This is a genomic window from Leptospira fainei serovar Hurstbridge str. BUT 6, assembly GCF_000306235.2.
Lineage (GTDB): Bacteria > Spirochaetota > Leptospiria > Leptospirales > Leptospiraceae > Leptospira_B > Leptospira_B fainei.
Map to the genome: position 1 here is coordinate 307,907 of NZ_AKWZ02000010.1, position 23,232 is coordinate 331,138.

Here is a 23,232-nt window from a genome sequence, read left to right on the forward strand (position 1 = left end):
CCCCTTATTAGTCCGAGATTACCACTGTTACGTGGCTAGTTCTCTTGCGGATTCTTGCCGCACGTCCGCGAGCACGAGGCCGAAAGCGCTTTAGAATCGGGCCTTCATCCACGAGAATCTTTTTAATGAACATCTTGCCGGGCTGCGCGCTTTCATTCTTTACGACTGCGTTTGCAGACGCCGATTTGATCAGCTTGAAGATAGGCTCGATTGCTCTCTTATTCGTATATTTTAGGATATCTAAAGCTTCCGCAACTTCGTATCCCCGAATTTCGTCGGCGACGAGACGGAGTTTCCGAGGAGACATCCGGATAAATCTTGCTACGGCTACGGCTTCCATTATTTCTTACCGGCCTTTTTATCCGTATTTCCATGACCACGATAGGTGCGAGTTGGAGCGAATTCTCCCAATTTATGTCCGACCATATTGTCATTGATATATACCGGAATGAATTTGTTTCCGTTATGCACCATAATCGTATGTCCGATCATGTCCGGAAAAATCGTGCTTCTGCGCGACCAGGTTTTGAAAGGTTTCTTTTGGTTCTCGGAGTTCAGCTTGATCACCTTGCTCATAAGGTGGCTGTCGATGAACGGACCTTTTTTTGAGGATCTCATGATGATTACCTGCTCCTATTTCCCTTTCTCTTCTGTACGATGAACTTGTCGGAAGGTTTAGCTTTACGACGAGTCTTATACCCCTTAGTAGGAATACCCCAAGGAGTAACCGGATGACGACCACCGGATGTGCGCCCTTCCCCGCCACCATGCGGGTGATCGACGGGGTTCATAACGACTCCCCGAACTTTAGGACGTTTTCCTAACCATCTGTTCCGACCGGCTTTACCGATCGATACTAGGTTATGATCTTTATTACTGCAGATTCCGATCGTCGCGTAACAGTTATGGTGAACCTTACGAACTTCGGAGCTCGGAAGCTTCAGAAGCATATAATCTCCGTCGCGACCGGCAATCGTAGCAAACGAGCCGGCAGTACGAGCGATTTGTCCGCCTTTTCCGATTTTTAATTCTATATTATGAACGTTTGTGCCGGGTGGAATCTTTCCTAATGGAAGAGCGTTCCCTAGCTTGATTTCCGCGGTATCACCGGAAGAAATCTTATCGCCGACTTTCATGCCTTCCGCATTCAAGATGTATGCATATTCACCGTCCGTATAGCAAATCAAAGAAATGAATGCTGAACGGTAAGGATCGTATTCAACGGTCTTGACGGTAGCGGGAATACCTACTTTACGACGTTTAAAATCGATAATACGGTATTTACGCTTAACTCTTCCACCTTTACGGCGAACGGCGATTTTTCCGCCCTCTCCTCTACCGGCTTTATAGCTGAGTGAGATGGTGAGAGGTCTGTACGGCTCGGTTTCAGTCAGTTCTTTAAAATCAAGAACGGATTTGAAACGGCTTGCGGAAGTAACGGGTTTGAATTTCTTAATTCCCATTTCTTACACTTCCTTTCCAAAATCAATGCTCGCTCCGTCACGGAAGGTGACGATTGCCTTCTTCCAATGAGCTTTAGGAGCGGGTAAATGGCGGAAACGTTTTACTTTTCCACGATAAACCTGAATATTCACCGAGGAAGGAACTACATTGTATATCTTGCGAAAAGCTTCCTTCACTAGAGTTTTGTTCGCTCTAGGATGAATTTCAACGGTATACTTAACGGTTCTCTTGCCGGCTTTTTCTCCGATCGTCTCAAGATCTTGAGACTTTTCGGTAACGACAGGTGAAAGAATAACTTCGTGTAGGTTCATTATTTACCTTCCCCATAGTGCTTGAGGATCTCGCCTAACGCGGCCTCGGTAATCACCAGGTTTCTATTATAAAGAATGTCCCGAATCGAAATACGCTTAGAATTGATGTATTTCACCGTAGGAATGTTCCGGACCGATTTCTTAACGAACTCGCTCTCCCCACCTACGACGAACCCGATCACTCCGGTATTCTTTAATCCGATATTATTGAACAAAGTAGCAAATGCCTTCGTGCTGAATTCCTTCGGATCCAAGTCCTCGACGACTTTTATCGCTGCGCCTTGGGCTTTTTTATTCAGGATCGAAAGCACAGCGCGACGCTTTACCTTCGGGGAAATTTTATAGGAATAGTCCCTAGTTCTCGGTCCGTGAACTGTACCACCGCCGACCCATTGAGGAGCGCGAATGGAACCTTGGCGAGCGCGGCCTGTTCCTTTTTGGGCCCAGGGTTTCTTACCGCCGCCCGAAACTTCCGCACGGGTTTTTGTATGATGGTTCCCGGAACGTAGGTTAGCGTTCTCAGCCTTGATGGCATCGTAGATCGCTCCGCTGCTATACTTGGATTCGAAAACTGCCGCAGGCAATTCGATTTCCGAGAGCAGCTTTCCTTCTTTTGAGTACTTCTGTGCTTTCATCACTCTACCGGATCTTTATATCTTCTCGATGGTTACGATCGTGTTCGCTGGACCCGGAACGGAACCGCTGACAAATACCAGATTTTCCGCTTCGTGAATACGAACCACTTTTAGATTCAGAACAGTTTTGGTATCGGAACCTGTACGGCCCGGGAGTTTTCGTCCTTTAAATACCCTTCCTGGTGTCGTGTTGGAACCCATTGAACCTGGGTGTCTATGAAAACGAGAACCGTGAGCGCCTGGTCCTCCATGGTGTCCGTAACGTTTAATCACACCTTGGAAACCTTTTCCTTTGCTGGTGCCGGTTACCTTAACGGTATCCGCAACCGCAAACACATCTTGCGCTTTCAATTCCGCGCCAGGAGCAGGCTGATCGCCGAAATCCCGGAATTCCTTCAACACTCTCTTCGGAGTCAGTCCAGCCTTGACCAAATGTCCCTTTTGGGCTTTGGACAGGTGTTTTTCTTTATCGTCCTGAAAAGCCAACTGAATCGCTTCGTATCCGTCTTTCTCGACGGACTTCACTTGGGAAACTGCGCAGGGACCTACCTCTAAGACGGTTACAGGAATAATATTTCCTTGCTCGTCGAAGATTTGGGACATCCCTATCTTTTTACCGATTAATCCCTTTGCCATTGCTTCTTCCCTTAGGATTTAATGTCCACAGACACGCCAGCCGGGAGCTGCAATTTCATCAGAGCTTCAACCGTATCTTCATTCGTGTCGAGGATGTCGATGAGCCGCTTGTGAGTTTTCATCTCAAACTGCTCTCTTGATTTTTTGTTTACGTGAGGAGAACGGAGCACTGTATAGATTTCCTTCTTCGTTGGAAGAGGAATCGGACCGGAGACTGTAGCTCCGGTCCTTTTGGCAGTGGCAACTATCTCGTAAGTCGATTGGTCGATCAACTTATGATCGAAAGCTTTAAGCTTTACTCTGATCTTTTGGCCAGCCATTCCCTTACTCTTACTCGGTGATCTCAGCCACGACGCCGGAACCAATGGTCTTTCCACCTTCGCGAATTGCGAATTTGAGACCTTTATCCATTGCGATCGGGTGAATCAACTCGATACTCATAGTTACGTTGTCACCAGGCATAACCATTTCCATTCCGGAAGGCAGGTTACAAACACCGGTGATGTCGGTGGTTCTGAAGTAGAACTGCGGACGATAGTTGTTGAAGAATGGGGTGTGACGTCCGCCTTCATCTTTCGTAAGAACGTAAACTTCCGCGTTGAACTTCTTATGAGGAGTGATTGAACCCGGTTTAGCGAGAACCTGTCCTCTTTCGATGTCTTCTTTTTTGGTTCCACGAAGAAGAGCGCCGATATTGTCGCCTGCTTCTGCAGAATCAAGTAGCTTGCGGAACATCTCAATACCGGTAACGACAGTCTTGGTAGTAGGACGAATTCCTACGATCTCGACTTCGTCGTTGATTTTGAGGGTTCCTTGCTCAACACGACCCGTAGCAACAGTTCCACGACCAGTGATAGAGAATACGTCCTCTACCGGCATCAGGAACGGCTTGTCTACGATACGTTTTGGATTCGGAACGTAAGTATCCAGAGCTTCCATCAATTTGATAATCGATTTCGTTCCAAGTTCCGAATCATCGCCTTCGAGGGCTTTGAGGGCTGAACCGTAAACGATCGGGGTATCATCGCCTGGGAAGTTGTATTTGTTCAGAAGGTCGCGAACGTCCATCTCAACCATTTGGATCATTTCTTCACGCTCATCATCTGCGAGCATGTCCGCTTTGTTGATGTATACGATTATATAAGGAACGCCTACCTGACGAGCGAGCAGGATATGCTCTTTTGTTTGAGGCATTGGTCCGTCTGTTGCAGAAACAACCAAGATAGCTGCGTCCATCTGAGCAGCTCCGGTGATCATGTTCTTAACATAGTCAGCGTGACCTGGACAGTCAACGTGAGCATAGTGACGGTTTGCAGTCTCATACTCCTGGTGAGAAGTAGCGATCGTTATTCCGCGGGCTTTTTCCTCAGGTGCGTTGTCGATTTGGTCGTAGGCGACAGCTTTGTTTTTACCGCCCAGCACTTTCGCGAGGGTTGTGGTAATTGCTGCAGTTAGGGTGGTTTTCCCGTGGTCTACGTGCCCGATCGTTCCGACGTTTAAGTGAGGTTTGGACCTGTCGAATTTCTCCTTAGCCATAGTGCTTTTAAACTCCTTACTTGTTAACGAACCCTCACGGGACTCATTTAATGCAATACAGAATGGTGATCAAAGTCAAAAAGGGTGTCCAAAGATAGGACGCCCCTTCCCTGAGCCATATTTCTAAGAACACCGCTAAAGCCAAGCAAGTTTTGCGCAGCAGCACTTGCTTGGATCAAGGAGCGGCCTTCCGTAACCGAAATTACTTTCCGAATCTTTGCCTCTCGCTTAGCTAAACTTGCCAAGACATCTCCTAGATAAGAATCCGGTAATAGAATCTCCATCTCGGAAAGAGGACCAATATGATCCGTGTTAGACGGAATTATGTCCTTTAAGCCCTTGATAACAGCCACCTTCACAAGAGAAGAAAAATCAAGTTCCGAACCGTCCTTAGGAGGATCGAAAGCTTCGACGATCAAACTCAAGCCGAGGATTTCTTCCCCAGCCTGTCCCGTGGCAGTCACTTCTGCAAATGCAGATTCGATTGCCTTTTCTACTTCTTCCGGTAGCTGTATTTTAAACCGCACTCCCTTGGAGAAACTGTGAGAGCTTTCCAAGGACGCGAGCACCTGACCGCTCGAGACTTTTTGATCGAACGCGGTATGCTGAAATGCGACCTTTTTAACCAAATTTTTCCAAAGTGCAAATCTTGCAATATGTATTCCGCTGGTCTGAAAACTTTTTGGAAAGAACTCCTTTAAGCGAGAAAGTGCGATCTCAAGATGCAATTCTCCCATCCCTGATAAGCGAAATTGTCCTGTTTCGGGTAGAATGCCTATCTCCAAGCTCGTGTCTACCCAAGCCAACTCTTCTAACCCTCGCCAAAGCTCTTCGCGATCCTCGCCCTTTTCCGGTTCGAGAATAAGATGAAATTGTTTTCTGATTGGAGACAATAAGCTGCTTTTTTCCGACTTATGTCCCCAAAGAACATCTCCCGGTTTCAAAAACAACAAGCAGTCGGTGGCAAGGAGTTCGCCTACCGCTGCCTGGTTCGCTTCTTCATGCTCTCTTGCGGAAACTCGGTAAATAGTATTCATGGAGCCGACTTCTTGTTCGGAATGAAATTTGTCTCCTACCCGAATGGGAGTCCATGCCTGAAAATACAGTAACTTACCTAGATCGGGATGGATCTCTCTCTTGAATACCACTCCCGATGCTCCAGGTATCGAAGGTTTCAGCATAGGTTTTCCCGTTGCTAGAAGCTCCAAAAAACGCAAAAGTTCCGATATCCCCTGCCCATGCAGCGCTGAACCGCCGAGAACAGGAAATACTTTGCCGCTCCAAAACCCTTTCACAAGCCCGCTCTTGGCCAAGGACGAAATATCATCAGGGTTCTTAAGATAGCCTTCCGAAAGCTGCGGGTCCCATTCCAGAAGAGGAAGAAGTTCGTCCTCTCTTCCGGTGCCTTCTAATACCGGAAGACTAAAATCGTCGCGGAACATCAGGATAGGCTCCGTACCTAGGGCAACTTCTAGATCGACTAATGAAGATAGAATATCCGCTCCCTGACGATCGAGTTTATTCAAGAAAAATAAAATAGGTTTTTGAGCCTTGCGAAGAGATTCGACATTTTGAAACGTTTGCGACTTCAAGCCTTCGAACGAATCTATCAGAACCAGTCCTAAATCCACCGCCAAAAGAGATGCGTTAGCCTGAGGCTGAAAGTCCAAATGACCGGGATTATCCACGAATTGTAGAAGTAATCGCCGACTCTCCGCATTCGGCCACGGAATCCTAGCGACGGTAGATTGAATCGAGATACCGCGCTCTATTTCCTCTGTCAGATAATCCGATTCTGTGGTCCCCTCCTCTATGCTGCCTGGACTAGAAATCCGTCCGGTTTCGAACAAAATTCTTTCGAGCAAGGTGGTTTTGCCGGCGTCAATGTGCGCGAAGATACCGGGATTAAGAAGGGGGAGATCCATATCGATTTCGTGGAGATCCCAGCCTGAATCGGGTAGGCGCAAGGACAACAACATTCGGGGCTTTGTTAGTCAACTTTAGGGACTCGATGGGGAATCGATTTCAGTCGTTAACCCAGGATACCCCGCTGCGAAGAAAAAGGGGCTTGAAATAGCGAACACGCGTTCGATCGATATTTTTAAGGTTTGCTTTTCTACGAATCGCTTCTTCCAATTAAGCGCATAATCTACACCGCATTAGTCGAACGAATCGAAGAACGTTATGCGCAGTGATTTTGAATAAAGAAAATAGTGGGAGATTTCATTCGATGGAAATTAACGGAAAACAAACCAAGAACGCATGGAGAATTCTGATTCTATTATTCTTTGCGAACCTTTTGAACTTTTTTGATCGAACAATACCTGCGATCATCATTGAGCCGATTCGTCATGAATGGAATTTGACCGATCTTCAACTTGGATTTATAGGTTCCGCATTTACAATCATATATGCGATGGCCGGCATTCCGTTGGGACGCCTTGCCGATAGCGGGATTCGTAAAAAAATCATGGGTTGGGGATTAGCCGCCTGGAGTGCGTTTACAGCGATTAACGGGCTCGCTTGGAATTATACCTCTTTTCTATTCGTTAGAATGGCGGTGGGAATCGGCGAAGCTAGTTATGCTCCCGCAGCAAACTCTCTGATCGGCGATCTATTTCCGGCTCATAAGAGAGCGCGTGCAATGGGCGTTTTTATGCTAGGGTTACCGCTCGGGCTGGTGCTCGCTTTCTTTACGGTCGGCGCAATGGTTAAATCTTTCGGGACTTGGCGTGCTCCGTTTTTTATCGCTGCAATTCCGGGAATTCTATTGGCCGTCTTTTTGTTTTTCATCAAGGAACCGGAAAGAGGTGCAGCCGAAATCGTTTCGATATCCAAGAAACCGATCGATCGTCCGATATATACGGTAATGAAAAATCGCACCATGTGGTGGATTATTCTTTCGGGTCTAACTTTCAATTTCGCGGCGTATTCGGTGAATACCTTCTTAGTCTCCTTACTCCAACGATACTTTCATATTTCCTTAACTAGTGCGGCAGTGACCACCGGCTTCATCGTCGGTATTACCGGACTTGTCGGCTTAACCGTCGGCGGTTGGATCGCGGATAAAATTCATCAAAAGTCGGAGCGCGGACGTTTGCTCTTTGGAGCCATAAATCTTTTGGTATCCGGGATCGCAATTTGGTATGCCCTAAGACAATCGGATGAATTCATAATTTCTTTTACGATCCTATTCGCTCTCGGTTGGCTTGCCTCTTATAATTATTATACTTGCGTATATCCCGCCATTCAGGACGTCATCGAACCCAGACTCCGAGCCACGGCAATGGCGCTTTACTTTGCGGCAATGTATTTACTCGGAGGCGCTGCGGGCCCGGCAGTCGTAGGTTGGCTCTCCGACTATCTAGCTCGAGCCGCGATGGTTCGCGCCGGAGCGATCGAGATTACGGAACAATTCAAAGCGGTAGGCTTGCACGACTCGCTGTATTTAATTCCCGTTATGGTATTTGCAACCGCTGCCTTTGTTTTTTTGGCTTCCAGAAGCTTTCCCGAAGACGCGGCTAATATGAAGCGGGAGATGTCTAGTTGAAATCTAGGCACCTCCTAATCGGAAAATTTCCGTAAGCTAATCGCAGGCTTTTCCTTACTTTTTGCCCAATCGAATCAGCGTGAGCACGATACAAATGGAGGATAAGGTCGATGTCCATGCGGGTAACGGAAAGAAATAAACGAATTCAATAACTGCCAGGCCGGATAGATTGAATAGGATCGGGTACAGTAGATTTTTTGCGTTCTGGGGATTTGATACCGCTATGCCGCCGAGAATCCATAATAGAATCGTAATAGACAAGAGAGCTACGGACAATGCAATCCCCATTCCGTAGTAAAAATCGTCATAAGAACGGTTCGTCATTTTTCCCATCATCGGAACCTTTACCTCGGACATCGTCTGAATTAAGGCTTTAGCCGGAGGATCCTGAACGTTTTTTCTTGTCTGCATGCCGAACGTATGGCCGACGGCGTGGAAAAGAATTAAAAATGACGCTATCCGTAATAATATCTTAGGATTCATAGTTTCTACCTTTCTAAATGAGTTAAAATTTGAACGTTACTTAAATTATGGATTTTGCAATCCGATTCGATTCCCTTCAGTATCTAAAAAAAATCCTATATATCCCGCTTCGGGAGAAAGAAACGTTTTCTTCAATGTAACTTGCCCGCCCGCAGCTTCGACTTTTTGCAAAATCTTATCCAGGTCCGGCCCTCCGTCCAGATAAACTACGATCCCGTTATCGGACGGTGAGTATGATTCCCCTTGAACCAAGGCGCCGCAATTAAAAGAGTCTTCGCTCGGGAAAATCGCATATTTGATGGGGCCTATTTCCGTGCGGTGAAATTCGATTCCTAATATTCCGGAGTAAAATCCGACGGCCCTATCCAAGTTCATGACAGGGATCTCAATCCAGTTGGTTAGATGTTTCATATTTCCTCTATCGTAGATTTGAATGAGAAAACGATAATCGATCCGATCGCGATTGTATTGTAAAAATGGGACATTCTAATCGGGAAATAGTTTTCCATAATCGGTCGCTTCCTCTATGTAACGCCCGGGAGAACTTCCGGTAAACCTGCGGAAATCTTTGATGAAATGAGCCTGGTCATAATAACGATCGTAGAAAATTCGATCCTGTAATCTCGATGATTTCCGGTTTTTAACGATTTTATAAATGGATTGAAATCGAAAAACATTGGCCAATAGTTTCGGGCCGACACCGATCGTTTCCATAAATCTTCGGTTGAGATGGCGCCTTGAAAAACCTAATTCGAGAGATAGTTCTTGAATGGTTTTTCGGCCAGCGTTCATTCGCAAATCCCGTACGGCATATTCGATTAGCGAGTCACGATTTTTCTTTCGTCTTAATCGTTGAATTAAGCGGTTTTGAATGAACTCCACCTTCAATTCCACCGAAGGAAGATCCATGAGGATTTCTTCCCATTCGCGAATTTTGTCGCCAAATAAGTCCGCTGCGCTCAGGGTCATATTCGCAATCTCGGACATAGGCAAATCGAAAAAACGATAAGCGGCTTCGGGTTGTAAAATAATCCCGATCGTTCCTAATCCTTGCTCGAAATTCAGATACCCGGGTTCCGTTCTCATTCCTGAAATAATTAAATTGGAAGTGCGGTGAAGCCGTCCCCGATCCGCGATGGTACAACGGATATTCCCGTAAAAGGGAAAAATAATCTTAATTTCCCCGTCGGGAACTATCAACCAACTAGGCAAAACGATTTCCTTTCCTCGATTTTGATGAACCCATATTTTGGCGATCGAATCCCGTAATTCTCTCTTCGGTTTGAAAAAAGTAATATCCATAAGATCACGTCCACATAGATCTCTCAGTCTCTTTAAGTATATTCCCTGAGCATGGTTCACTTTGCGATGAATACGGGAAAAGACCAGGATCTTCGACGAAAAATTATCGAACCTAAACGAAAAGAAGTCAATTAAGTTCGAAGCCGGAGATTGAACGATTAAAACGGATCGGAGAAATTTATCGGATTGATCTCCGTTGAAATCTTGGCGCAATCGCATAGTTCAACTGTATCAAAAATATTGCGATAATGCTTAGATAATTATTTATAAAGCAAAGTAAGGCCGCGGCAGCGTAAAGAAGCTGTGCATAAAGCACCCGATTCCGAATCGTTTTATCGATCTTGCCAATCATCGAATGCTTCGAATCAACGAGACCGTTTTTATACGCGTATGCCCAATGAAAATAGATGGTGGTACCGAGTAGAACGATATTGAGCCAATATAAACCTATCGCAGTTTTAAATTCGATGAATTCGCTCAGAAAGGCGGTCGTAAACGGTAAGAGCGTTACGAAAGCAAGATATAGGATGGATATCCAGCTTAAATGACGATCGCTTCGAACGATGAACGTATATTGCATTGAATGTCCGACCCAAAATATTCCAAGAGTAATGAAACTCAAACAATAGCTTAAGAGCTTATGCGAAATTGAAATCAGATAAACGCACAAATCCGTTTCAGAACGAATCGTCTCCGCAATCGGAACTTTTACATCCAGTATTAAAAGAGTGAATGCAACGGCAAAAACTCCGTCAGCCAAAGCTTCGGTGCGATGAATTCTCTGTCCGGCTATTTCATTATAGTTATTGGTTCCGGACATTAGGAGATCTCCAAGCTTATAAGATTTAAGAAAGAAAGATTATTTCGCCGGAAAGATAAGACTCCAGACTACTATTTTCCGAACGAACAAAATGGATAAATTACTCCAATGCCGGGCAACCTGCAGAGCTTCTTTCTTAAAGCCGCCAGTATGCTAAGATCATTCCTATCGTTTGAAGCGAAACGAAATAGTATGCGGCATTAATTGAAAAAAGTTTCCAAGAGCGGCCTTCCCAAGAAATGGAGCCGAATAAAAGAGGAACATAGTATCCGATCCAGGTAAAAAAAGCCGCAAAGAATCCGTATGTCCAGGCGGGTTGATCTTCTCCGACCTTCCAGGAAGAGGGTCTCCAACTATCCACGCTATGTGCCAACACGTAAGCCGTCAAAAAGGATCCTATTACCATCAATACCATTGATTTCATCATTTGTTTGGTATCCGGTTTCATATCTTTTGGAAAACCCATTTCCGCCGCCCAAGCTTTTCCGAACAGCGGGCCATACCAAAGAAAACCGATTACTATATTCGCCAAAACTCCCGCGATAATTGCGAAATAATTTAAATGAATTTCGGGTTGCATAAAGCCCTCCTAGTTTGGGTAAGCCTTATATCGTTCTTTGAAAGCGAGTCAAGTATTTATTACGGCTTCTCGGACTGCGCGACTTAGTTATCAATATTTCAATTTCCTCCATTTGTAAAGTCTGTGCAGTTGAATATAATCTCTTTAAATAGATCGGGGCTCCTGATCGGCTTGAAATACTTTAAATATTCTTTCAATGGCTTCTTCGCTTCTTCAAAATCCTTTGCACGAAATTAATCCGAAAATTTCAAACATTCCTTTCAAGATTTTCGTTTTCGTATCCCGAAGGTGATCGCGATTAATTTATCGAAAATTCGCGTAGGAAGATACTTCGACAGAAGCGTATCCACGATAAAACTGCTTTTAAGAAAATAACGGACTTTCGGCCTTTTAGTTTCTAATGCGATAATAATAGTATCGACTACCCTACTTAACGGAATTCCTCTATGCGCGTTACTCTCATTAAGTTTCATAAATTTTAAAAGAGAATTTTGATAATCGGAAAAGGCCAAGGATGTTCGAAGATCATTATTAATCTTATCAGTCATCGGAGTTAAAATAGCTCCCGGTAATATTGAAATCACATCAATTCCATAAAGCCCTAATTCCCTTCTCAAACCGTCAGTGAGAGCCTCGATACCGTATTTAGAAACCGAGTATGCTCCGAGAAACGGAAAAGTTCTTACGCCGCTCATCGAACTAATATTTACGACCCGACCGGGAAGTTCCATGTTGTCCGGCCTTGCGCCCAAGAGCGGAAGAAATTTCTGAATAACGGCGAATGGACCTATTAAATTAATATCTAATTGTTTACGAAAAGCCGAAATGGGCATTTCCTTTAACGGTCCTGGAATAACGACACCTGCATTGTTCACTAATCCATTAAGGTTCTTTGATCCTAGAACGCTCTTCACTTCTATTTCCGCCTCGGAAATAGCGGTCTCGTCTGTTACATCAAAATACAAAGGATAAAAACGCTCACCAAGCCTGTTTTTTAAGGTAAGACCTTGATCCTTTGATCGAACGCTACCGAATACGAATGAGCCGTTTTTAATCAATTTTTCAGTTAAGGCCAATCCAATTCCGGAACTTACGCCAGTAACTAGTATCGAATTCATAATAGCATTCTGCTCAAGTCCGTAAAATCCGCAAATTAATTATTGGGATCCCGGACGTCATAGACACCTGAGATTATCGCAAAAAAATGCGTAATCGATTTTATAAAAGCCTTACCGAAGGATGCGCCGTCACTAAGAGTAGTGTTTATAGAATCAGAATGCCGCGAGAATAGAATTTTAATAATTTTGAATATAACAAAATTCACATCAAAAATCGATTTTTCGGGAAGGAAACGATTAGAATCTTATGATCACCTTGAGAATTGCGGATTTGAATCGATCATTACGAGTATCCGCTTACGTAATCACTAAGCCGATTTCGACGAAAAATAATTTATTTTTCCAAAAATATTTTTCAAAGTTCATGCCTCGGCGAAAAAAAATCTTTATAAAGTGCCGACGATCGCAAAAATGAAAAGATCATAAATTTTCAAATTATGTCCAAAAACAGGCCCAATTTTACAATATTTAACACTCTTTTGTCTTGACCGAATTTTTCCAGGTTGATTAACTCCTGTTCTGTCTGTTCAATTAATTTATTACAAAACTGTAAGGTAACCATTGATAGATCCCGCTATTGAAACTACGATCACTCAGATCCGACCCTATATACCTTCTGCAATCTACAAAAGACTAGCCGAAGAAAACGAATCAAAATTTTATAGATCCCAAATCGTAGACGGAGCGATATTATTCTTTGATGTCGTAAATTTTACCCCGACGACGGTTTCCCTCGCCGCAAAAGGAACCCGAGGGATCGACATACTGCAAAGCACTTTATCAGAATATTATACGAAAGTTATAGAACATATTCATTCCTGGGGTGGAGTAGTTTATCAGTTCGCCGGAGATTCCTTGCTCGTGAGCTTTGAAGCGTCGGAATCCGAGCCTAAGGGGAATTCCGCGCTCAGAGCCGCTAGTTGTTCGCTCGATCTTTTCCCGATTCTCTCTTCGTTCAAGGATATCGAACTGCTCGGGGACCGATATTCGTTACAGGCAAGAATCGGCCTCGGTTATGGAGGAATTAGGGAAATAATCTTAGGCGAATCAAGTAGATTTTTTCGAGCCGTCCTATCCGGCCATCCGGTGCAGGAAGCGGTTGACGCGGAAAAGATTGCTTCCGGCGGAGAAGTAATTATCAGCAAAAGCCTATTCGACCAGCTGCCAACTCGATCGATTGCATTCGAGGAAATTTCCAGCGACTTTTATAAATTAATAAACTTAAATATAGAAGTGAAGAGGCCGTTCGGCGCCTCTTTTCCGGAACTTATCCATTCGAATCCCGAACGATTGCTGAAGCGAAGTAAGCGATTTATCGTTCCCGAGCTGTTAACTAGCGTTACGAATATTCATCGCGATTTCTCCGGAGATTATCGGGAAATTACCGCCGTCTTTCTTCATGTTGAACCGCACTTAAGAAGAGAAGAAGACAGAAATAATCTTAATAAATTTGTAATTTACGTTCAATCGCTCGCTAGTTCTTTCAATGGAACTTTCTTGATGATAGATCTATCCGACAAAGGCGCTATGTTCGTAATAGTATTCGGCGCTCCTCAGGCTCTCGAAAATAAGGAAGCTCTCGCACAAAGGTTTGCGTTGCGAGTATTGGATAAATCTTCAGAGTTCGTAGCGGGTAAGGACCTGCAAATCGGGATAGCCACCGGAATGGCTTATACGGGCGATCTTGGCGCTCCGTTCCGAAAGGATTTTACCGCTATAGGCGAACTCATGAATATCGCCGCTCGATTGGCGACGATTCCCGACGAGAAGGGTATCCTGATAGATGCCAATACGAAAGCCAAGTCCGGGAGAAACTTTCAAGTAGAATCCGCGGATGAAATGGAACTGAAAGGCATCAAGGGTTCCGTTCGTATATTTCGTCTGTTAGAGGAAAGTAAAAATATTCCCGGATTGTTGGTCCAATATAGAGATCCGATTATAGGAAGAACCGAAGAACTAAATACTCTTCATCGATTCTTGGAAAAGGGGATGCAGAGCGAAGGCCAAGTTTGTCGCGTAGTTGCGGAGGCCGGACTCGGAAAATCGAGGTTAACGAACACCTTTATCGATCAGGCATACGAAAGAAACGTTGAAATCCTATTAGGTTATTGTTATCCTTATGAGAAATTCACTCCCTTTTATCCTTGGAAAGAGCTACTAGGATTATTTTTCGGCATTTTTGAAGATGATTCCCCGCAAGGTCGATTGTCGAAAATCGAATCCTCGCTAAAAACCCTACCGACTATAGATCCCTCCTGGGCTAAGCCGCTACTTTCATTGTTAGGAACGCCGATAGAAGAGGATCCTTTAACTAAAGGTTTATCTCAAAAGCAAAAAAACGAACGCGTTTTCGAAATAATTACGGAGTTATTATCAGTACGATCTAGTCAAAAACCTCTCTTGCTCGTGTTCGAAGATGTGCATTGGGCGGACGAACTTTCGTTGCGCTTATTAGAGAAAATCTCGTCGCGAATTCTCGATATGAAAGCCTTGCTGATTTTGGTATCTCGTCCCGAAGGGCAATTTGGAGAATCCAAGTTCGATTCGAATGAAAATTCGATTATTTTACGCGAGTTTACGATCGAAGAGGCGAAAGAATTCTTATTGCGTAAGTTTCACCTCGAGTCAGGAGGATTCATCGATAAGATTTTAGTCCAGTCCAACGGTAACCCCTTCTTTCTGGAATCCATCGTTCATAATTTAATTGAGGAAGGAGCGCTCATTAATTCCGAGAACGGTAATCTATATCCGGTAAAAAGCGACGCTGAAATCAATATTCCAAATAGCTTAAATGACGTACTCCTTGCCAGAGTCGATAGATTGGATGAGCAGGAGAAAATCGTCTTAAAAACGGCCTCCGTAGCCGGACGATTAATTCACTTCGATACTTTAAGCCATTTGCTGCCGCAGGAAATTCGAAAGGAACTAAGCGGAATCTTACAAGCCTTAGAAACTTTGGATTTAACTCCGTTAGAAGCTCCGGATCCTTTAACTTATATTTTTAAACATATAGTTATTCGTGATATCGTTTACAATACCCTCCTCCATTCGACTAGAGAATCTCTGCATCGTAAGATCGCCTCGTTTATAGAGGATAAAGCCTCGGATAACCTTTCGGAACAGGCGGATATTCTTTCCTTTCATTACAAAAATAGCGGTGATACGAAGAAAGCTTTCGAATTTTCGCTAATGGCTGCGGGAAAAGCTCGTGAAAATTATGCGAACCAGGATGCGATTTATCATTATAAAGAAGCGTTAGAAATCCTCGGCAAATCCGGAAATAAGAGCAAAGAAGCTTATTCGATAAAGGAGGCATTGGCGAACGTTTACAGACAGGCCGGAGAATACGTCGAAGCTGAAATTCTATTTAAAGAATGCTTAAATAGGAAAATCAGTAAAACGGAACGGATTCGTTTATTAACCGGATTAGGGCAAATTTATCAAGAACAGGATAATTCCGGCCCCGCACTGCGTTCATTGGAAAAAGCGTTGGCTTTAACAGGCCTGACTCCTCCGAAAAGACGCCTCGGAACCATTTTCAAGATCATCGTGCAAATACCCTTATTGCTTCGTTTCTCATTGTTCGGCCCCGCTTTGAGTTCGGCAAAAAAGCAAAAGCTACTCTCTCTTCGATCGGCTATTTTAGTCGCCTTGTCCAAAATTTATCTTTGGCAAGATACGAAGAAATTCGGCTGGGCAGTCTTCTCGAATTTTAACGCGACACAACGGTATGAAACATTTTCGCAACGAGCTCTCGCAGAAGCCGCGATGGGACAAGTGCTATCCGGTTTAAATCTTTTCTCTCCGGCGAGAAAATTTTTGGATAAAAGCTTAACATTGGCCGAAACCATCGAAGATCCTTACGCTCGAGCCGTCACGAGACTTTTATTCGGCGCGTTTTATATGATGCAAAATAAACCGCGTGAAGGACTTCCTTATCTGCACGAAGGTATCGGAATTTATCGACAAGTCGGCGAGAAATGGGAACTACTCTCTGCTCTATCGATAGGTGGATTTATGCATTATTTTCTATCCGATTTTAAAACATCTAGAACATTCTTCGATGATATCGGGACTGTCGCAGAAGAATTAGGCGCCAGGCTTCAGGCCAAATGGACGCGAATCTGGTCTCCATATTTCAGTTATTTACTCGGTGAATTATCTGCCGACGAATTGGAAGCAAAGCTTCTCGCGGAAGCCAACAGGGCAGCACATGAAAAAGATCTAATGAATGAACTTTCGACGTTGAATAAGCTTTTAAAACTTTCGGTCATGGAAGGCTGGCCGGAAAAAGCCGCCGAATGGAGCAATAGAAGCTATCGCGGATTCCTGGAATGCGATGTTAAGATGCCCCAATTGCAAATTGGAAACGTCTATAACGCGGAAGCGGCCCTCTTTGTTTTAAAATCAGGGTTTAGAACCGACAAAGCCAAATTTGAAAAGATTATAGAAACGGGTATCCACAGAGGTTTAGCGTTAGGCAAGGCTCTTCCTTATCTCCACGGTCCGGCTTTAGCATTGCACGCAAGTTATCTCAACTTCAAAGGTAAACAATCAGAAGCAAGACAGACTTTTGAGATTGCGGAGATGTTCCTTTCCAAGCAACCGAATCGATGGGAGCACGCTAATTGCATGTTAGAAGCCGGAATGAATTTAAACGATTCGCAAAGGATCGAAACGGCTAAAAACCTCTTTATCGAGTTGGGAGCTGCGGCCGATTTGAGACGCCTTAAACGCATCCGCCTTTGAATAACCTGACAATATTTATCTTCTATCGACGCGCCTTTCCCGCGACAAAAAACGCCACGGCGCCGACCGTATACAATTTATAGTCTTTAAAATTTTCCGCCAACGCTTTCTCTAAACCGGGAAGCGTATCTTGGGTGTTGTGAAATACGCCTCTTTTGTTAAGATTCTTCATTCCATAGCGCGAAAGTGGATGTTCTTGTCCTAAGTCGTATAAAGCAGTCGAACCGAAGATTACGCCGTCCTTGCTTCGAATTTTGATCAGGTTCTTAAATGCGACTGTCGCTTTCTCATAAATTTGACCGGGAACACAATGAAATAAGAAGCTTAAACCTATCGAATCGAATTTTTCCTTAATTGCAATCGGCTCAAGAATGTTCGCTCTGTATGCGCTGAAATCTTCGCTAATTGCCGATAACCTCCGACGGGCCTCGACTAGAGTATTCGGATTCAAATCTAAAACGGAAATTCTGGGCTTAGAAACGGGAAATTTAGCTTTTTGTAAAAGATATCCCGTTCCAACTCCGATATCGAGATGATTTCCCCGTAAATTCTCATTATAGAGCCGCACCATATTGTCCGGTGGACATCTCCAGAACCAACGACTTATAATATGCAGCACGACAATATCGTAAATACGCAAAAAACTATCGGAATATATCTTTTGACCTTCAATAACAGAATTATGATATTCATCCTCGGGTTTTCCTAAATCCAAATAATCCTTTGCCTTTTTCATTTTTGCTTTCCTTTTAGTTTTTCTGCTTACTGCAGTTACTTAATATTTTGCTGATAGCGCCTCGAAAGGAAGTTAAAAGCAATTTTTGAGCCGAAATCAGCCTTATATGATTTTTTATAATTAATGAAATGGCAATTAGCAAGCTATGTCCCACTTAATAATAATGTTATTGTTTTTTTACTCAAGAAAATCGGCTATTGTTATAGCAATAGATTCTTTATAATCACCCTAAATTTCTTCAAACTCTATTAAAGCTCCGACTTACATACTCGGCTATATGTTCGGAAACGGCAGAGATCGTCATAACTGGATGAAACCCTATCGAATTAGGAATAACGGATCCGTCGGCAACGAACAAACCCGGATAACCGAAGACTTCCCCGTTAGTGGAAACGACTCCTTTACTCGAATCAACGGCCAAATGGCAGCCGCCGAGTGAGTGGACCGATAAGATGCGATTAAAAAGTAAAAACGTCGATAAGACACCGAATTCGCCTCCGTACGCATCCCCGACTTGTCGCATAACAGCAGACATGTTTTGAATTAATAATTTGTTCTCCTTAGAATATCTCCATTTAACGTCTATATCTCGTCCCGAACGAACGACCAAACCGTTCGCATTGTCTCTGCCGATGGCAAATAGATTCGTCATTCTAATCGGATCTCCCGAACCCGGAAGTCGCTTTGCAACCGCATGACTAAGAAGACCCGATTTAAAGGCAAGAGGCAACATCCTGCCAGCAAGTTTCCAAAAGAATGGGGCGATCGCTCTTAAAAACCACCCGGGTTTTGCCAGCCCTAACGATGCCAAAAATGCCATAACAGGTTCGTTAAATGTCGGCGCTGCCAACGTAAACTCCATGCCTTCGGGAAAATAATTTATGACAGTCGTAACATCCGGACCGTCCCAAGGATGCAAAGCTTTTCGACTGTTCTCGATTGCACCTAAGAAATCACCGTTTGCAGAGTACCCCCAGCCTAGCCTTCGGCTAATATTCGGCAAAGTCTTATACGTATCTCGACTATTAAACAAAATACGGTTTGTACCGAGCGTCCCCGCAGAAAGAACGACTCGCTGTCCCGAAGCGCTGCGTTTCTGGCCGGATTCGAGATCAATGTAGTGGACCGTATAGCCGTCTTTAGAGTCTGTAGAAATATGAGAAACGTACGCGCCTGTTCTAAAAATCGCGCCGTTACTTTCCGCATCTCTTATATAATTATAATCTAACGTATTTTTAGCCCCGTAGTTGCAGCCGAATTCGCACTCGGCACATTTCTTACACTCTACCTGTCCTTTGGAGGCGGGGCTCTGCCAACTAACCGCCGCATCGGGATCAAAACAAGAATGCCCGTTTATCTCCGCCGCTCTATGAAATTCGGTACGCTTGGGAATATCCCAACTCGCGGGTAAAGGTTTAACTTGCAGCTTCTCGGCTACTTTGTCATAATACGGATCGAGATAGCTGCGACTAAACGGAGAAGGCCAACGCGCATTTTCGAATACCGATTTGTCGGGACGAATATGAACATTAGCATAAATTAATGAACCTCCTCCGAGTCCGGAGGCCGTAATCGTTCCCAATCCCGAAAAGAAATTTAATTCATAAAGTCCGCGAAAGTTTTTTTCTTTGGGGTACTTCCAGAATAACTCTTCGACCTTTCTCACGTCGCGCGGGAATTCACCCGGATGAAAGCGTTTACCTCGTTCGAGTACTAAAACGCTTTTACCTGCTTCCGAAATTCTCAATGCGTTTATCGAACCGCCGAATCCGGAACCGATTACAATTGCGTCATAATTTTCCATCCAAGCTCGACCCCTTCTCAAATTTAACTCGAACAATATCGAGGATTTCGAATCAAAACGGACTATGAATACGCATCTAAAGATTTAACGATGATAGGAAATACGTCCTTATAAGCATTCTTTCCGAAAATGCAGTCTATGTGGCCGTAACCGGGAATCAAATGTCTTTGGTACTTCTCCGGACCGAATGTATCGACCAATCTCGAGTAGGTTTTTTCAGTACTTTCAGGAAGATAACATTCGTTTAACGCACCGTGTAAAATCGTAATCGGTAAATTTAGACGTTCGAACGAAGGAATGTACGTATCATTCCCCTTATCGTCAACGACGTGCTTTGCGCGGACCATTTTAGATAAATGCTCAAACGCTTTAATATTACCTACGCCGAACATTTCTCTCAATCCGTATCTGTATGTTTCTTCATTTAGGTTTTCTAATCTATAAAGTTGTCCATATAGAAAGGTAATTCTACGACTAACCGGATTCATATCGTGCTCCGTAAGCGATTGCGGTTGAAGCGCGGATAGTTTATCCAATATTCGATCGGCCCAATTCGGATGTTTACCCGCATATGCCGTCAAATCCTTTACACCCAGCGCGTCTAGTACTTCCGATACGTGAAGTCCTACCTTAAGTTGCATTAAAGTCGGCACTTCGACATTTGTCGCGATTTGAGAAATTACCGCGGATCTGACCCCCGAAAGTCCGGCTAACATTGCCATAAAAAAAGTTGTTGAACCGAAGCAATGAGCCACGACTTGAATCGAGTCTGCACCGGTAATTTCTTTCACCTTTGCGACGGCCGCAGGATAATCTATCTTAGCAATGGGATCGCCTGAATTCGGAAAAGGTGCGGATCCGAGAGCGATAGAAGTTCGGTAATCAAATAACCAAACATCATAACCGTTACCGAACAGAAATTCCAATAAATTCACATCGATAGTATCGATGCTAAAAATTAAACTAGATACGCCTAAACCCGGAGAAAGTAATACGGGTCCTTTTTTGCCGCCTCGATACCGAAGTAGTCGTAATTGAACGCCGTCTTGAGTATTAAAATAGTATGCTATCGGCGCGGAAACATTCAGCTTTCTTTTTTCTCTCGGCCTCGCGTCCTTTTCCCATGGAAACATTGAGCTTGCAAGTCTCCCATAAACATCATATAGAGCGCCGGCAAAGAATTTTCCGAATTTAATTAAAGCATCCGTTTTTTGCAAAAAACCTTTCGAATTGATGACATTCATCGTAGTCATTTGCTTTGCGAAGTCTTCCGGAAGTATATGGAGAATTCCTACGCCTAGTACGGAGTCCATCTCGCTCGGTCCGTCATAAATCGTAATATAGAGAGTCGTCGTATCTCTCCAAAGGTTTATCAATCCGTCATTCTGAATCCATTTCTCTCCCTTAAATCGATAGCTCTTCCCCTCGACCGAATGCATGATCATTTTATAAACCATATTTCGAGTTTCAATTCTATCCTTCCGTTCGATGAAAAGCTCGAACTCTCCATTAGTAACCGTTAAAGCTTTGACGGATAATTTAGGCGCCTTTACCGTTCCGATAAGACCGGCTTTATGCGAAGGATTTCGAATCATTTCGTCCACGTTTTCGGAACGAATCGTTAGTTCGAATTCAAACGCGGTTCCATCGTTCTTACCGATTTCAAATCCCCGCTCCTGGTTATCGGTTTGTGCGGAATAAAATCCTTTCATACTTTCGGTAAATTCAATTCCTGGAACATCCGAATTGGAGTCGGGTATAGGGGGTTTAGACGGAAGCGCGTAGCCTATTTTCCATCCCTGTCTTTCGGCAAGTTTTTGGCAGGCCCTTTCAGCAATTGCAGCGATCGTTAATAAGGGGTTAACACCCACTGATCGTGGGATAACCGAGCCATCCATTACGTACAACCCTTCGTGTACATCTTCCCCGGTTTCGGAGGAATACACTTGGCAGGATCCATTTACAACCCCGGTTTCGCCGCTCTCTCCCATGACACAACCACCTAACGGATGTACGGTTATTAAATCCTGTTTAGTCAGATTGTTCCATACAGGATTCTTAATGTAAATACCTCCTCCCGGAATCGTAGCTTTCTCCAACATCGAGCTAATTTTCTGAAAGATAGGTCGTTGGCCTATTCCCGGCCAACGAATTCGAAGACGGTCTTTTTCCAGCGACATTTGCCCCGAACTTCCATCATGCGCCATGACTAGATAAGTTTGAGAGTTCCTGACGGCTCCTCGATAAGGACCGAAAATAAAACTAACCAAAGTTCGAAATCGTTTCAGAAAAAAGTCCGATGCACTTGAACGAATATTTTTCCCCCAAAGTTTGGCTGCCGCAGAAAACAACTCGGGTAACTGTCTCCCTATCGCTCCCGGTATGGATCCTTCCTCAATGACCATACCTTCTTCCAAGTGTCCATAATCTCGAGTGTCGATCACTCCTGTTATACAAGGACCCACAGGAATTCGATTTTTAGGATTTCTAAAACCGAAACCGATTCCATTAATATGCTGGGCCTGGTTATAACTAAATCCCAACATATCTCCATTTCCCGTAAACCGAGTTCCCAAAACATCGGATGTAGATAGTCCGTTTAAGCGAGATCGTAATAAAATTTCGGTAGAGCCTAACGTACCTGCGGAAAGAATAACCGTTTTCGCTCTGACGAATAATGTATCTTTTCCGAATAACTCCCTTCCCAGTCCGAGTAAATCAAAATGAACAAGCCATCCTTCTCCGCTCTTTTCGATATATCGAACTTTCGATTCGGTGAAAATGCTTGCACCGTGATTATACGCATCCGGCAAATAATTCATGAGTGTCGTGTTCTTCGACGAGTAATTGCATCCGGAAACACAATCGCCGCAGTTAACGCATGCGTCTTGCTTTACTCCTACATGATTTATTCCGGAAGTAAACGTTACGTTAATCGGGACTCGATAGAATTTTCCTTCCACATATTGGGAAGATTGCTTCAAAGCCTGCAGCTTATTCAAATTCGGAAAATTAGAAGGATAAGGATTCGGTTTTAACATTTCTTCTGCGAGCGCATAATACGGATTTAATTCGTTCTTAGAGGATTCGACTCGAATTTCTTTCGGCCAACATTCGTCTTGAAAAACCTCTTTATCAGCCCGCAAACTTACATTAGCATTAATAAGCGAAGTTCCGCCCAACCCGCACCCCACGAGAACGCTAATATCGGGACTAAGATGAAAATCGTATAATCCCGCTTCGGAACCTATCCGATCCTCCGGCAAACTAAATTGTACTTCGCGAATCGCTTCGGATTCTTTATTTGGAAATTCTCCCGGGCGAATCTCCTTGCCTCTCTCCAATAGACAGACTTTTTTACCTGCACGAGACAAACGCGAAGCCGCGATGCTGCCGCCATAACCGGATCCGATTACGACTACCTCGTATTCTTTTTCTATTCTTTCGATGGGAAGCGAAATTCTATTTTGCAACTATCTAATCCTCTCCGAAATACACGGTAATAATA

Annotated in this window: 20 protein-coding genes; 2 read left to right on the forward strand and 18 right to left on the reverse strand. The window is 44.0% G+C overall.

Annotated elements, in window-relative coordinates; genetic code table 11:
- Positions 1-7 precede the first annotated feature (7 nt).
- The 9 genes from rplV to LEP1GSC058_RS10600 are packed head-to-tail and all read right to left on the reverse strand — an operon-like array spanning position 8 to position 6,507.
- On the reverse strand, positions 8-340 hold the full coding sequence (rplV, locus tag LEP1GSC058_RS10560; protein WP_010414560.1) for a 50S ribosomal protein L22: 333 nt from the start codon (positions 338-340) through the stop codon (positions 8-10).
- Positions 340-621: a 30S ribosomal protein S19 gene (gene rpsS, locus LEP1GSC058_RS10565; RefSeq protein WP_039934107.1), complete on the reverse strand. Its 282-nt coding sequence runs from the start codon at positions 619-621 to the stop codon at positions 340-342. The genes rplV and rpsS overlap by 1 nt, the downstream gene beginning before the upstream one ends.
- A 2-nt stretch (positions 622-623) precedes the next feature.
- Entirely contained in the window at positions 624-1,463 is an 840-nt protein-coding gene (rplB, locus tag LEP1GSC058_RS10570) for a 50S ribosomal protein L2 (protein WP_016550005.1), read from the reverse strand.
- 3 nt (positions 1,464-1,466) lie between these two features.
- A complete protein-coding gene (locus LEP1GSC058_RS10575) occupies positions 1,467-1,775 on the reverse strand; it encodes a 50S ribosomal protein L23 (protein WP_010414568.1) in 309 nt (102 codons plus the stop codon).
- Positions 1,775-2,410: a 50S ribosomal protein L4 gene (gene rplD / locus LEP1GSC058_RS10580; protein WP_016550277.1), complete on the reverse strand. Its 636-nt coding sequence runs from the start codon at positions 2,408-2,410 to the stop codon at positions 1,775-1,777. Before rplD ends, LEP1GSC058_RS10575 begins: the two co-directional genes overlap by 1 nt.
- Positions 2,411-2,425: 15 nt before the next feature.
- The gene (gene rplC, locus LEP1GSC058_RS10585) at positions 2,426-3,046 is read right to left on the reverse strand and encodes a 50S ribosomal protein L3 (RefSeq protein ID WP_016549601.1); all 621 of its coding nucleotides are present in this window, start codon (positions 3,044-3,046) and stop codon (positions 2,426-2,428) included.
- Between the two features lie 11 nt (positions 3,047-3,057).
- Positions 3,058-3,366 (reverse strand): 30S ribosomal protein S10, encoded by a 309-nt coding sequence (gene rpsJ, locus LEP1GSC058_RS10590; RefSeq protein ID WP_008593919.1) that lies wholly within the window; start codon positions 3,364-3,366, stop codon positions 3,058-3,060.
- Positions 3,367-3,376: 10 nt separating this feature from the next.
- Complete coding sequence (gene tuf, locus LEP1GSC058_RS10595) at positions 3,377-4,582, reverse strand: elongation factor Tu (RefSeq protein WP_010414595.1); 1,206 nt, start codon at positions 4,580-4,582, stop codon at positions 3,377-3,379.
- Between the two features lie 47 nt (positions 4,583-4,629).
- Positions 4,630-6,507: an elongation factor G-like protein gene (locus LEP1GSC058_RS10600; RefSeq protein WP_039948563.1), complete on the reverse strand. Its 1,878-nt coding sequence runs from the start codon at positions 6,505-6,507 to the stop codon at positions 4,630-4,632.
- 305 nt (positions 6,508-6,812) lie between these two features.
- Here LEP1GSC058_RS10600 and LEP1GSC058_RS10605 point away from each other — a divergent pair, with 305 nt between their 5' ends.
- Positions 6,813-8,132 (forward strand): spinster family MFS transporter, encoded by a 1,320-nt coding sequence (locus LEP1GSC058_RS10605; protein ID WP_016550106.1) that lies wholly within the window; start codon positions 6,813-6,815, stop codon positions 8,130-8,132.
- A 54-nt stretch (positions 8,133-8,186) separates the two neighbouring features.
- On the opposite strand, the gene LEP1GSC058_RS10610 is transcribed toward LEP1GSC058_RS10605, so the two are convergent.
- From LEP1GSC058_RS10610 to LEP1GSC058_RS10635, 6 genes are all read right to left on the reverse strand, one after another.
- Entirely contained in the window at positions 8,187-8,615 is a 429-nt protein-coding gene (locus LEP1GSC058_RS10610; protein ID WP_016550969.1) for an LIC_13387 family protein, read from the reverse strand.
- A 45-nt stretch (positions 8,616-8,660) separates the two neighbouring features.
- Positions 8,661-9,026 carry a VOC family protein gene (locus tag LEP1GSC058_RS10615; RefSeq protein ID WP_039948293.1) on the reverse strand — a complete coding sequence of 122 codons (366 nt, stop codon included), beginning with the start codon at positions 9,024-9,026 and terminating at the stop codon, positions 8,661-8,663.
- Positions 9,027-9,101: 75 nt separating this feature from the next.
- Complete coding sequence (locus LEP1GSC058_RS10620; RefSeq protein ID WP_039948564.1) at positions 9,102-9,917, reverse strand: helix-turn-helix domain-containing protein; 816 nt, start codon at positions 9,915-9,917, stop codon at positions 9,102-9,104.
- A 178-nt stretch (positions 9,918-10,095) separates the two neighbouring features.
- Complete coding sequence (locus tag LEP1GSC058_RS10625) at positions 10,096-10,737, reverse strand: TMEM175 family protein (RefSeq protein WP_016550049.1); 642 nt, start codon at positions 10,735-10,737, stop codon at positions 10,096-10,098.
- A 136-nt stretch (positions 10,738-10,873) separates the two neighbouring features.
- Positions 10,874-11,317, reverse strand: a complete 444-nt coding sequence (locus tag LEP1GSC058_RS10630; protein WP_016550511.1) for a DUF1761 domain-containing protein — start codon at positions 11,315-11,317, stop codon at positions 10,874-10,876.
- Positions 11,318-11,577: 260 nt separating this feature from the next.
- The gene (locus LEP1GSC058_RS10635; RefSeq protein ID WP_016549670.1) at positions 11,578-12,435 is read right to left on the reverse strand and encodes an SDR family NAD(P)-dependent oxidoreductase; all 858 of its coding nucleotides are present in this window, start codon (positions 12,433-12,435) and stop codon (positions 11,578-11,580) included.
- A gap of 561 nt (positions 12,436-12,996) precedes the next feature.
- On the opposite strand from LEP1GSC058_RS10635, the gene LEP1GSC058_RS10640 reads away from it, so the two are divergent.
- Entirely contained in the window at positions 12,997-17,184 is a 4,188-nt protein-coding gene (locus tag LEP1GSC058_RS10640) for an AAA family ATPase (RefSeq protein ID WP_016550755.1), read from the forward strand.
- Positions 17,185-17,206: 22 nt separating this feature from the next.
- Here LEP1GSC058_RS10640 and LEP1GSC058_RS10645 read toward each other — a convergent pair whose 3' ends face one another.
- The 3 genes from LEP1GSC058_RS10645 to LEP1GSC058_RS10655 all read right to left on the reverse strand — a co-directional run bounded on the left by LEP1GSC058_RS10645 (position 17,207) and on the right by LEP1GSC058_RS10655 (position 23,197).
- Positions 17,207-17,920 (reverse strand): class I SAM-dependent methyltransferase, encoded by a 714-nt coding sequence (locus LEP1GSC058_RS10645; protein WP_016549753.1) that lies wholly within the window; start codon positions 17,918-17,920, stop codon positions 17,207-17,209.
- Positions 17,921-18,158: 238 nt separating this feature from the next.
- Complete coding sequence (locus LEP1GSC058_RS10650) at positions 18,159-19,724, reverse strand: GMC family oxidoreductase N-terminal domain-containing protein (RefSeq protein ID WP_039948567.1); 1,566 nt, start codon at positions 19,722-19,724, stop codon at positions 18,159-18,161.
- A 62-nt stretch (positions 19,725-19,786) separates the two neighbouring features.
- Positions 19,787-23,197 carry a GMC family oxidoreductase N-terminal domain-containing protein gene (locus tag LEP1GSC058_RS10655; protein WP_016550062.1) on the reverse strand — a complete coding sequence of 1,137 codons (3,411 nt, stop codon included), beginning with the start codon at positions 23,195-23,197 and terminating at the stop codon, positions 19,787-19,789.
- Positions 23,198-23,232: the final 35 nt, after the last annotated feature.

Excerpts from the sequence above, each read along its gene's own strand:
- rplV (WP_010414560.1), bottom strand. The coding sequence starts at position 340 with ATGGAAGCCGTAGCCGTAGCAAGATTTATCCGGATGTCTCCTCGGAAA.
- rplB (WP_016550005.1), bottom strand. The coding sequence starts at position 1,463 with ATGGGAATTAAGAAATTCAAACCCGTTACTTCCGCAAGCCGTTTCAAA.
- LEP1GSC058_RS10575 (WP_010414568.1), bottom strand. The coding sequence starts at position 1,775 with ATGAACCTACACGAAGTTATTCTTTCACCTGTCGTTACCGAAAAGTCT.
- rplD (WP_016550277.1), bottom strand. The coding sequence starts at position 2,410 with ATGAAAGCACAGAAGTACTCAAAAGAAGGAAAGCTGCTCTCGGAAATC.
- rplC (WP_016549601.1), bottom strand. The coding sequence starts at position 3,046 with ATGGCAAAGGGATTAATCGGTAAAAAGATAGGGATGTCCCAAATCTTC.
- rpsJ (WP_008593919.1), bottom strand. The coding sequence starts at position 3,366 with ATGGCTGGCCAAAAGATCAGAGTAAAGCTTAAAGCTTTCGATCATAAG.
- tuf (WP_010414595.1), bottom strand. The coding sequence starts at position 4,582 with ATGGCTAAGGAGAAATTCGACAGGTCCAAACCTCACTTAAACGTCGGA.
- LEP1GSC058_RS10600 (WP_039948563.1), bottom strand. The coding sequence starts at position 6,507 with ATGGATCTCCCCCTTCTTAATCCCGGTATCTTCGCGCACATTGACGCC.
- LEP1GSC058_RS10605 (WP_016550106.1), top strand. The coding sequence starts at position 6,813 with ATGGAAATTAACGGAAAACAAACCAAGAACGCATGGAGAATTCTGATT.
- LEP1GSC058_RS10610 (WP_016550969.1), bottom strand. The coding sequence starts at position 8,615 with ATGAATCCTAAGATATTATTACGGATAGCGTCATTTTTAATTCTTTTC.
- LEP1GSC058_RS10615 (WP_039948293.1), bottom strand. The coding sequence starts at position 9,026 with ATGAAACATCTAACCAACTGGATTGAGATCCCTGTCATGAACTTGGAT.
- LEP1GSC058_RS10620 (WP_039948564.1), bottom strand. The coding sequence starts at position 9,917 with ATGGATATTACTTTTTTCAAACCGAAGAGAGAATTACGGGATTCGATC.
- LEP1GSC058_RS10625 (WP_016550049.1), bottom strand. The coding sequence starts at position 10,737 with ATGTCCGGAACCAATAACTATAATGAAATAGCCGGACAGAGAATTCAT.
- LEP1GSC058_RS10630 (WP_016550511.1), bottom strand. The coding sequence starts at position 11,317 with ATGCAACCCGAAATTCATTTAAATTATTTCGCAATTATCGCGGGAGTT.
- LEP1GSC058_RS10635 (WP_016549670.1), bottom strand. The coding sequence starts at position 12,435 with ATGAATTCGATACTAGTTACTGGCGTAAGTTCCGGAATTGGATTGGCC.
- LEP1GSC058_RS10645 (WP_016549753.1), bottom strand. The coding sequence starts at position 17,920 with ATGAAAAAGGCAAAGGATTATTTGGATTTAGGAAAACCCGAGGATGAA.
- LEP1GSC058_RS10650 (WP_039948567.1), bottom strand. The coding sequence starts at position 19,724 with ATGGAAAATTATGACGCAATTGTAATCGGTTCCGGATTCGGCGGTTCG.